General features: G+C 68.6%; 8 protein-coding genes. 2 read left to right on the plus strand and 6 right to left on the minus strand.

The window, feature by feature from the left end:
• The 4 genes from K2X24_RS20670 to leuD all read right to left on the minus strand — a co-directional run.
• On the minus strand, positions 1-831 hold an 831-nt coding region (locus K2X24_RS20670; protein ID WP_292500642.1), incomplete at its 3' end, for an NAD-dependent epimerase/dehydratase family protein.
• Between the two features lie 13 nt (positions 832-844).
• Positions 845-1,231, minus strand: a complete 387-nt coding sequence (locus K2X24_RS20675; protein WP_292500644.1) for a RidA family protein — start codon at positions 1,229-1,231, stop codon at positions 845-847.
• Positions 1,228-2,388 (minus strand): lytic murein transglycosylase, encoded by a 1,161-nt coding sequence (locus tag K2X24_RS20680; RefSeq protein ID WP_292500654.1) that lies wholly within the window; start codon positions 2,386-2,388, stop codon positions 1,228-1,230. The genes K2X24_RS20675 and K2X24_RS20680 overlap by 4 nt, the downstream gene beginning before the upstream one ends.
• 330 nt (positions 2,389-2,718) lie before the next feature.
• Positions 2,719-3,321 (minus strand): 3-isopropylmalate dehydratase small subunit, encoded by a 603-nt coding sequence (gene leuD / locus K2X24_RS20685; RefSeq protein ID WP_292500645.1) that lies wholly within the window; start codon positions 3,319-3,321, stop codon positions 2,719-2,721.
• Positions 3,322-3,492: 171 nt separating this feature from the next.
• On the opposite strand from leuD, the gene K2X24_RS20690 reads away from it, so the two are divergent.
• The gene (locus tag K2X24_RS20690) at positions 3,493-3,660 is read left to right on the plus strand and encodes a hypothetical protein (RefSeq protein ID WP_181017318.1); all 168 of its coding nucleotides are present in this window, start codon (positions 3,493-3,495) and stop codon (positions 3,658-3,660) included.
• 27 nt (positions 3,661-3,687) lie between these two features.
• On the opposite strand, the gene ccrA is transcribed toward K2X24_RS20690, so the two are convergent.
• Positions 3,688-4,965 carry a crotonyl-CoA carboxylase/reductase gene (ccrA, locus tag K2X24_RS20695; RefSeq protein ID WP_292500648.1) on the minus strand — a complete coding sequence of 426 codons (1,278 nt, stop codon included), beginning with the start codon at positions 4,963-4,965 and terminating at the stop codon, positions 3,688-3,690.
• A gap of 566 nt (positions 4,966-5,531) precedes the next feature.
• Here ccrA and K2X24_RS20700 point away from each other — a divergent pair.
• Positions 5,532-7,598, plus strand: coding sequence for a protein meaA (locus K2X24_RS20700; protein WP_292500650.1), 2,067 nt, complete (start codon positions 5,532-5,534; stop codon positions 7,596-7,598).
• Positions 7,599-7,666: 68 nt separating this feature from the next.
• On the opposite strand, the gene K2X24_RS20705 is transcribed toward K2X24_RS20700, so the two are convergent.
• The gene (locus K2X24_RS20705; protein WP_292500651.1) at positions 7,667-9,829 is read right to left on the minus strand and encodes a malate synthase G; all 2,163 of its coding nucleotides are present in this window, start codon (positions 9,827-9,829) and stop codon (positions 7,667-7,669) included.
• Between the last annotated feature and the right edge of the window lie 318 nt (positions 9,830-10,147).

Genomic DNA, 10,147 nt, shown 5'->3' on the forward strand with positions numbered 1-10,147 from the left:
GAGGCTGCTCGACAGCCGTGCGTAGGATTCCTCCCGACCGGCGAGTCGGCAGGCGAGGGCGAGGAGCGGAGCCGGCACCGGGATCACACCGGGGGATCGCCCGAGACCGGCACGGAGCGCGCCGATCATCTCCGCCACGCTCAGGGCTTCGGGTTCGGACACGATGAGCGGACGACGCAAGGGGCCCGGGGCCTCCAGCACCGTGACCACCGCCTCGGCGAGGCTCTCCACGGAGACCAGGGAGCGCCGGGCATCGAGGCGTCCGAACGGCAGGGGCGCGGTGGTGCGCGCCAACTGCATCAGGGTGGCGACGTTGCCCTTGACGCCGGCGCCGTAGACCAGGACCGGGCGTAGGGCGACCCAGTCCAGGCCGGTTCCGGCGAGGGCTTCTTCGGCCGCGAGCTTCGATCGGCCGTAGGCGTCGGTCGGGGCGGGCGGATCGGTTTCCGTGACGATGCCCGGCGCCGAGATCCCGGTTTGCGCGCGGATCGAGGACAGGAAGACGAAGCGTTGCACGCGCGCCCGCGCGGCGGCTTCCGCGAGGCGCAGGGTCGCCTCGGTGTTCGAAGATCGGAAATCGTCCTCGGGCGTGCCCGACATCGTCTGGGCGAGGCCAGCGGAGTGCACCACGGCATCGACGCCCGCCAGTGCCGCCGCCATGTTCATCGGCCGGGTCAGGTCGCCGACCACGGCGCTGCTGGCGCCCTCCGGCACCTCCACCGGGCGCCGCAGCAGGACGCGCACCCGGTAGCCCCGGTCCGACAGGCTTCTCAGGAGATGGCGCCCGATGAAGCCCGTGGCCCCCGTCAGTGCGATGAGGCGTGCGGCCAAGCCTGTGCCCTCCCTATGATCGCTTCGTGGTGACCTCGATCTCCACCTTCATCTCGGGGCGCAACAGGCCCGCGACGACGACGATGGTGGCGGCCGGCCTGATCGCGCCGAGCACGCGCCCGCAGACCCCCAGGATCGCGTCGGCCTCGGAGCGGTCCGTGACGTAATAGGTCGCCCGCACGATGTCGCCGAGGGAGGCGCCCGCTTCCGCCAGGACCGCCGCGATGGTGCGCCAGCAGGCCTCCGTCTGGTCGGTGGCCGTGTCCGGCAGCGTCATGGCGGCGTAGTCGTAGCCGGTGGTGCCGGCGACGAAGACGAAGCCGTCCTGCACCACGGCGCGGGAATAGCCGTAGGCCGCCTCGAACGGCGAGCCGGAACCGATGAGCCGTCGTTCGCTCATCCGCGCCGGAGCGCTTCGAGCACCTTCGCGCCGGGGCGCCCGGTCGCCGGCATGCCGAGGCTGCGCTCGACCTCCTTGATCGCATCGCGCGTCTTCGAACCGACCTTGCCGTCCGGCTCGCCGACATCGAAGCCGCGCTTGGTCAGGCGCGCCTGGAGGTCGCGGCGCTCGGCCCGCGACAGGGGCGGATCGTCGGTGGGCCACTCGGCCTGGATGCCGCCGCGCCCGCGCAGGCGGTCGGACAGGACCGCGATGGCGAGGCCGTAGGATTCCGCGGCGTTGTAGGAGTAGAGCGCGTCGAAGTTCTTCGTCACCAGGAAGGCCGGGCCGTCGACACCGGCGGGCAGCAGGATGCCGGCCGGTCCCTCGCCCGAGAGCGGACGGCCGTCGATGCGCGTGACGCCCAGCGAGGCCCAGTGGGCGATCGCCTTCTTGTTCTTGCGCCCGGCGGACCCGGCCGGGAAGCCGCGCGGGACCTTCACCTCGTAGCCCCAGGGCTGGCCGTTGTTCCACTTCGCGACCCGCAGGAAGTTGGCCGTGGAGGCCACCGCGTCGGGGACCGAATCGACGAGGTCGCGGCGGCCGTCGCCGTCCCCGTCGACGGCGAGGCGCTGGTAGGTGGTCGGCATGAACTGGGTCTGCCCGAAGGCGCCGGCCCACGAGCCGTTGAGGCGGGACGGGTCGATATCGCCGCGCTCGATGATCTTCAGGGTGGCCATCAACTCGCCCTTGAAGAAGTCCTTCCGGCGATGATTGGCGCAGATCAGGGTGGCGAAGGATTGCACCAGCGGCATCTTGCCGAGGTTCTTGCCGAAGTTCGATTCGACGCCCCAGACCGCCGCGATGGTGTGTCGGTCGACGCCGTAGCGGGCCTCGGCGTTGGCGAGCGCCTGCGCATGCTGGCGCATGGCGGCCTTGCCGTCGTCTACCCGCTCCTCGTCCACGAGGGCGGCCATGTAGTCCCAGATCGGGGTCTTGAACTCGGGCTGGGCCTGGGAGAGTTCGAGCACCTTCTCGTCGTAGGCGATGCCGGCCGTCGCGGACCGGAAGGTCTGGGCCGAGATGCCCTGCGCCGCGGCTTGAGCCTGCAGCCCTGCAAGGCAGTCCTGGAAATCGGCGCGGGCGGGCGCAGAGAGCGTCAGGAGGGTCGCGGCCATCCCGAGGGAGAGGGTCGCCGTCTTGCCCGGTCGGCCGAATGCCATCGTGATCTCCGCCAATGCGTTCGCACAGAATGTGAGCGCCGATTCAGGCGATACCAGGGTTAACGAACGGTTGAGCGTGGGGCGAAATGATCGGAGCGGCCCGCCTCGCTGCCGTCGGCCGCTGGCGTGAAGACCTTCAGTTGGTGGTGGATCTCACACGGTTCGGCGGCTCTGGCTTCCGGGATCGCCCGTGGCGATCCGGGATGACGGTGCGTCGGTCCATGCCATCGCCCGACCATGAGGCGGGGAGGGACCCGTCGCGGGTCCGCCCGAGGCTGGCGGCGGTCAGGCGAAGCCGCGCGCGGCGAGCTTCTGCTCGTAGGCATCGATCTTCGGGGCCCGCATCAGCGTCAGACCGATCTCGTCGAGGCCGTTGAGGAGGCTCTCCTTGCGGCCCGGATCGATGTCGAAGTGCAGGGTGCCGCCGTCCGGACCCTTGATGGTCTGGGCCTCGAGGTCCACCGACAGGGTGGCGTTCGAGCCCCGCTCCGCATCCTCGAACAGCTTCTCCAGTTCCTCGGGCGAGACCGTGATCGCCAGGATGCCGTTCTTGGCGCAGTTGTTGAAGAAGATGTCGGCGAAACTCGTGGAGATCACGCAGCGGATGCCGAAATCCGTGAGTGCCCAGGGCGCGTGCTCGCGGGACGAGCCACAACCGAAATTGTCGCCGACGACGAGGATTCGGGCGTTGCGGTAGGCCGGCTTGTTGAGGACGAAATCCGGATTCTCCGAGCCGTCGTCGCGGTAGCGCATCTCGGAGAACAGGCCCTTGCCGAGGCCGGTGCGCTTGATCGTCTTGAGATACTGCTTCGGGATGATCCGGTCGGTGTCGACGTTGATGATCCGCATGGGCGCCGCGACGCCCTCCAGGGTGGTGAACTTTTCCATGATGCCGGTCGCCGTGGTCTCGCGATGCGCGCCCGGCCCGTCCGGGGATGGGCGGGGGCGCTTGAGGCGACATCTAACAGTCGGGGGGCGCTACCGAAAGACGGAGATCCACGTCTCGCGATCGTCGCGCAACGCGCCTATGCTCATCGGAGCGGACGCACGGGGGCAGGGATGGCCGAGACCACGAACCAGTTCAAGAAGGCGCCCAAGCGCAAGAAGGAGAAGGCCCGCTCGGTGACGGTATCGCCGGAGATGCGCCAGGCCTACGCGGATCTCATCAAGCAGAAGGAAGAGCGCGAGGAATACGCAAAGCACCTGCCCTCCGAGAAGGGCAGGTGATCTGAGCATCTTGGTAAGGCGGAAAGCTTAGCGCTTTCCGGCTTCGATCACGTCCTCGACCGTGCGCAGGCCGGCGCGGGGCGCGTTGACGAGGCAGGCCATGTTGCCCGGCGCGTGCTGGTTCTTCCACATCTTGGTGTGGGCCTGGGGAATCTTGTCCCAGGGGAAGACCTCGCTCATGCACGGGTCGATGCGCTGGTCGAGCACGAACTGGTTGGCGGCGGAGGCCTGCTTCAGGTGGGCGAAGTGCGAGCCCTGGATGCGCTTCTGGCGCATCCAGACGTAGCGGGCGTCGAAGGTGATGTTGAAGCCGGTGGTGCCGGCGCAGAACACGATCATGCCGCCGCGCTTGGCCACCAGGGTGGAGACCGGGAAGGTCGACTCACCCGGGTGCTCGAAAACGATGTCGACGTCGTTGCCCTTGCCGGTGATCTCCCAGATCGCCTTGCCGAACTTGCGGGCTTCCTTGAGCCAGGTGTTGTACTCGGGGCTGTTCACCTTCGGCAGCTGGCCCCAGCAGTCGAACTCCTTGCGGTTGATCACGCCCTTGGCCCCCAGGCTCATGACGTAGTCGCGCTTGGTGTCGTCCGAGATCACCGCGATGGCGTTAGCGCCCGAGGCTGCACAGAGCTGCACCGCGAACACGCCGAGGCCGCCCGAGGCGCCCCAGATCAGGACGTTCTGGCCCGGGCGCACCGTGTGGGGCGCGTGGCCGAACAGCATGCGGTAGGCGGTGGCGAGGGTCAGCGTGTAGCAGGCCGCCTCCTCCCAGGTGAGGTGCTTCGGCCGGGCCATGAGCTGGCGCGACTGGACCCGGCAGTACTGGGCGAAGGAGCCGTCCCCGGTCTCGTAGCCCCAGATGCGCTGCGAGGGCGAGAACATCGGGTCGCCGCCGTTGCACTCCTCGTCGTCGCCGTCATCCTGGTTGCAGTGGATGATGACCTCGTCGCCGACCTTCCAGCGCTTCACCTTGGCGCCGACCTTCCAGACGATGCCGGAAGCGTCCGAACCCGCGATGTGGTATTCGCCCTTGTGCACGTCGAAGGGCGAGATCGGCTCGCCGAGGCCGGCCCAGACGCCGTTGTAGTTCACGCCGGCGGCCATGACGTAGACCAGCACCTCGTCGTCGCCGATCTCCCAGACGGGGAGCACCTCGAGCAGGTGGGACTGTTCCGGCGGTCCGTGGCGCTCGCGCCGGATCGCCCAGGCATACATCTTCGCCGGCACGTGACCGAGGGGCGGCACCTCGCCCATCTCGTACAGATCCTTGATTTCCGTCGTGCTCGACGCAGCGCTCGCAGCCATCTTGGCTCTCCCCGTTACTTCTTGTGCTGACCGCTATATCGGCGAACCCGGGGCCCTCCAAGACCCCGAACGGGCAAGAATCTTTTTGGTCCCGGATAAGAAAGCTTACGATCCACACCAAGATGGCATCGTCCGCCCCGATGCCTTTCTGTATTCAATATTTTCGTGGTGCGACGGGCCTTTAGCAGTCTCCCTGGACTGGACTCACCGGCCTCGGTCGGGCAGGTGCCGATCCCCAGGCTTCGCACGGCGCCCCGGCCGGGAAGGGGGGCGCCTTGTACCAATGTCCAAGTCCGGATTCCCGGTGGCTCACCGGGGTCGGGCGGACGCGCGTCCCGGGGCGGGCCCAGCGCGCGTCTTCCAATTGGAGGAAGCGGGTCCGGGGCGATGCGATCGCCCAAACGTGTGCCACGGGGCCCGAAGCTTCCGCACCGAGCCCGCGCGGGATGGCCCTTGGTGCTGATGACGCGGCGAACGCCCTTCGCTAGGGTGCGCGGCAAGTGGTCGAAGGCAGTCAAATGCAATTTGAGATCACATCAAATTCAGTCTTGAGGGAGTGTTCCGGGATGAGCGGACAGGCAGCGGTCGCCGAGACCAAGCGCGACAAGCCGTGGATCATCCGCACCTATGCGGGTCATTCCAACGCCAAGGAGTCGAACGCGCTCTACCGGGGCAACCTCGCCAAGGGGCAGACCGGCCTCTCGGTGGCCTTCGACCTGCCGACCCAGACCGGCTACGACCCCGACCACGAGCTGGCGCGCGGCGAGGTCGGCAAAGTCGGCGTCTCGATCGCCCATCTCGGCGACATGCGGACCCTGTTCGACCAGATTCCGCTCGAGCAGATGAACACCTCGATGACGATCAACGCCACGGCGCCGTGGCTGCTGTCGCTCTACCTCGCGGTGGCCGAGGAGCAGGGCGCGCCGTTCGCGGGTCTGCAGGGCACCACGCAGAACGACATCATCAAGGAATACCTCTCGCGCGGCACCTACGTGTTCCCGCCGGCACCCTCCCTTCGCCTGACCAAGGACGTGATCCTGTTCACGACCAAGGAAGTGCCGAAGTGGAACCCGATGAACGTCTGCTCCTACCATCTGCAGGAGGCCGGGGCGACGCCGGTGCAGGAACTGTCCTATGCGCTGGCCATCGCCATCGCGGTGCTCGACACCGTGCGCGACGACCCCGACTTCGACGAGGCGAGCTTCGCCGACGTGTTCAGCCGAATCTCGTTCTTCGTGAACGCCGGCATGCGGTTCGTCACCGAGATCTGCAAGATGCGCGCGTTCTCCGAACTCTGGGACGAGATCGCCCAGGAGCGCTACGGCATCACCGATCCGAAGAAGCGCATCTTCCGCTATGGCGTCCAGGTGAACTCCCTCGGCCTGACGGAGCAGCAGCCCGAGAACAACGTCCACCGCATCCTCATCGAGATGCTGGCCGTTACGCTCTCCAAGCGCGCCCGGGCGCGGGCCGTGCAGCTGCCGGCCTGGAACGAGGCGCTCGGCTTGCCGCGTCCCTGGGACCAGCAATGGTCCATGCGCATGCAGCAGATCCTCGCCTTCGAAACCGATCTCCTCGAATACGACGACATCTTCGACGGCTCGAAAGTCATCGACGCCAAGGTCGAGGCGCTCAAGGCCGAGACCCGCAAGGCCCTCGATGATATCGGCGGCATCGGCGGCGCCGTGGCGGCGGTGGAGACCGGGGCCCTGAAGCGCGCCCTCGTGGAATCGAACGCCAAGCGCATCTCGGCGATCGAAACCGGCGATCAGGTCGTGGTCGGCGTCAACAAGTTCCAGGCCGGCGAGCCCTCGCCCCTCACAGCCGGCGAGGGTGCGATCTTCACGGTCTCGGAGACGGTGGAGATGGAGGCCGAGCAGCGCATCCGCGAGTGGCGTTCCAAGCGCGACGGCAAGGCGGTGGAGAAGGCCCTCGACGACCTCGAGGCCGCGGCGCGTTCGGGGGCCAACATCATGCCGGTCTCGATCGCGGCGGCGAAGGCCGGCGTGACGACTGGCGAGTGGGGCGGTCGCCTGCGCCAGGTCTTCGGCGAGTACCGCGCGCCCACCGGCGTCACCCTGGAGACGATCTCCTCGGGGGCGGCCCAGGACGCCAAGCTCCTCATCGCGGACCTCGGCGAGCGCCTCGGCGAGACCCCGAAGCTCGTCGTCGGTAAGCCGGGCCTCGACGGACACTCCAACGGCGCCGAGCAGATCGCGCTGCGCGCCCGCGACGTCGGCTTCGACGTGACCTACGACGGCATCCGCCAGACACCGGCGGAGATCGTCGCCAAGGCCAAGTCCACCGGTGCCCACGTGGTCGGCCTGTCGATCCTCTCGGGCAGCCACGTGCCGCTGGTGCGCGACGTCCGGGCGAAGATGCGCGAGGCGGGCCTCGACCACATCCCCCTGGTGGTCGGCGGCATCATCTCGCCGGACGACGAACTCGTGCTCAAGAACATGGGCGTCACGGCGGTCTACACCCCGAAGGACTACGTCCTCGACACCATCATGGTGGGCATCGCCAAGGTGGTGGAGCGCGCCCTCGACAAGCGTGCCGCCGAGCAGGCCGACGCCAAGGCCGGCATCGCGGGCGCGACCCCGCGCGGCGACACGGCCGAGCGGGTGTTCTGACGCCGCAGGCCCACCTCACATCCGACGGCCCGCGGTGCGGTGTCGGATGTGAGGCGTGGGCGCTTGAATCACCGGGCCGCCTTGGCCGCCCGGCGGCGCTCGGTCAGGATCCACTCCGTATACCCGTTCGGCTGGGTGCGGCCCTTGAACACGAGATCGCTCGCCGCCTGGAAGGCGGGCCCGTCGAAATCCGGCGCCATCGGCCGGTAGAGCGGATCGCCGGCGTTCTGGCGGTCGACCACCTTCGCCATCCGCTTGAGCGCGCTCATCACCTGCTCCTCGCTGACGACGCCGTGGTGCAACCAGTTCGCGATGTGCTGGGACGAGATCCGCAGGGTCGCCCGGTCCTCCATCAGCCCGACATCGTGGATGTCCGGAACCTTGGAGCAGCCGACGCCCTGGTCGATCCAGCGCACGACGTATCCGAGGATGCCCTGGACGTTGTTGTCGATCTCCTGGGCCACGTCGTCGGGGGCGAAGTTCGAGCGGGCCAGGGGAATCTCGAGGATCTCGTCGAGGGCCGAGCGCGGCCGGCGGGCGAGTTCCGCCTGGCGCGCCCGCACCTCGGTCTCATGGTAATGCAGCGCGTGCAGCGTCGCGGCGGTGGGCGACGGCACCCAGGCCGTGCTCGCGCCGGCCTTCGGATGCGCGCCCTTCTGCATCAGCATGTCGGCCATGGCGTCGGGGGCCGCCCACATGCCCTTGCCGATCTGCGCTCGGTCGAGCAGGCCGCAGACGAGGCCGACATCGACGTTGTTCTCCTCGTAGCCCTTGATCCAGGGCGTCGCCTTCATGTCGTTCTTGCGGATGACCGGGCCGGCCTCCATCGCGGTGTGGATCTCGTCCCCGGTCCGGTCGAGGAAGCCGGTGTTGATGAACACCACCCGCTCGGCCGCGGCCGCGATGCAGGCGGCGAGGTTGACCGTGGTGCGGCGCTCCTCGTCCATGATGCCCATCTTGAGGGTGTTGGCCTCGAGACCCAGCATGGCCTCGACCCGCTCGAAGAGCTCGACCGCGAAGGCGACCTCTTCGGGCCCGTGCATCTTCGGCTTGACGATGTAGACCGAGCCGCGCCGGCTGTTGCGCAGACCGGATTCGCCCTTGAGATCGTGGATCGCGATCATCGCGGTCACCGCGGCGTCGAGCATCCCCTCGGGAATCTCGCGGCCCTCGGCGTCGAGCACCGCGTCGGTGTCCATGTGGTGGCCGACGTTGCGCACCAGCATCAGCGAGCGGCCGGGCACCACCACCTCGCCGCCGTTCGGTGCGATGTAGTGCCGGTCGGGGTTGAGGCGCCGCTCCAGGGTGCGGCCGTCCTTCGCGACGGACGCCGTCAGGGCGCCGGTCATCAGGCCGAGCCAGTTGCGGTAGACGACGACCTTGTCGTCGGCATCGACCGTCGCGACGGAATCCTCCAGATCCATGATGGTCGAGATCGCGGATTCCAGCAGGATGTCGGCGACCCCGGACGCGTCGAAGCGGCCGATCCGGTGCGTCCGGTCGATGACGACCTCGACGTGCAGCCCGTTGTGGCGCAGGAGCAGGGAGGCGGGCATGCCGGCCCGGCCGCGATAGCCCACGAACAGGTCCGGCCGCGCGAGCGGCACGGTCTCGCCGGTGTTCATGTTGCCGACGAGCGCCCCATCCTCGACGGCGTAGGTGACCACGTCGGCGTGGCGGCCGCCGGCCAGGGGCACGAAGCGGTCGAGATAGCTGCGGGCGCGGGTGACGACCCGGGCGCCCCGCGTGCGGTTGTAGCCGCCGCTGCGGACCGCGCCGCCTTCCTCCGACACCGCGTCCGTGCCGTAGAGCGCGTCGTAGAGCGAGCCCCAGCGGGCATTGGCGGCGTTGAGCGCGTAGCGGGCGTTCGAAACCGGCACGACGAGCTGCGGGCCCGCGATCCGGGCGATCTCGTCGTCGACGTTCTCCGTCCGCACCGCCACCGGCCCGGGATCGGGAAGGAGGTAGCCGATCTCCTTCAGGTAGGCCTTGTAGGCTGCAGCATCGAACGGCTTGCCGGCGCGCTCCCGATGCCAGGCGTCGAGCTGCGCCTGGAGCGTGTCGCGCTTGGCGAGCAGGGCCCGGTTCTTCGGCGTCAGGTCTCGTACGATCGCGCCGAGGCCGCCCCAGAACACCTCGGGCGAGATGCCGGTGCCCGGCAGCGCTTCGTCCGCCACGAAGTCGTAGAGCACGCGGGCGACGGCGAGGCCGCCGATATTCATTCGATCCATCGTCGATTCACTCAAGGTGGGTTTGGTGTGGAATGCCACCGACTGCGGTCGTCGCCAACCGCCGATATTGCGTCGCACGCGCTTGAAACGGCGAAGCCCCGGCAACCAGGCCGCGGAAAGCTCCGAACCGGCGTCTGAGGGCCCACGCAATAGACGCGCCGAACGGCATCGACAAATCCGGCCGCTGCCGGCGCGCGGTCAGTGCCGGGCCACGGGGCCTCGCGTCGCGCCCGGTCCCCCACCGCTCATCGGGCGGCCCGTGCGGGTGCGAGGGGGGCGTGTCGGTTGACGTCCTTGAAGAGGAGGTAGCGGAAGGGT

The sequence above is a fragment of the Methylobacterium sp. genome, from assembly GCF_019750675.1.
In the GTDB taxonomy this organism is placed as follows: Bacteria; Pseudomonadota; Alphaproteobacteria; order Rhizobiales; family Beijerinckiaceae; genus Methylobacterium.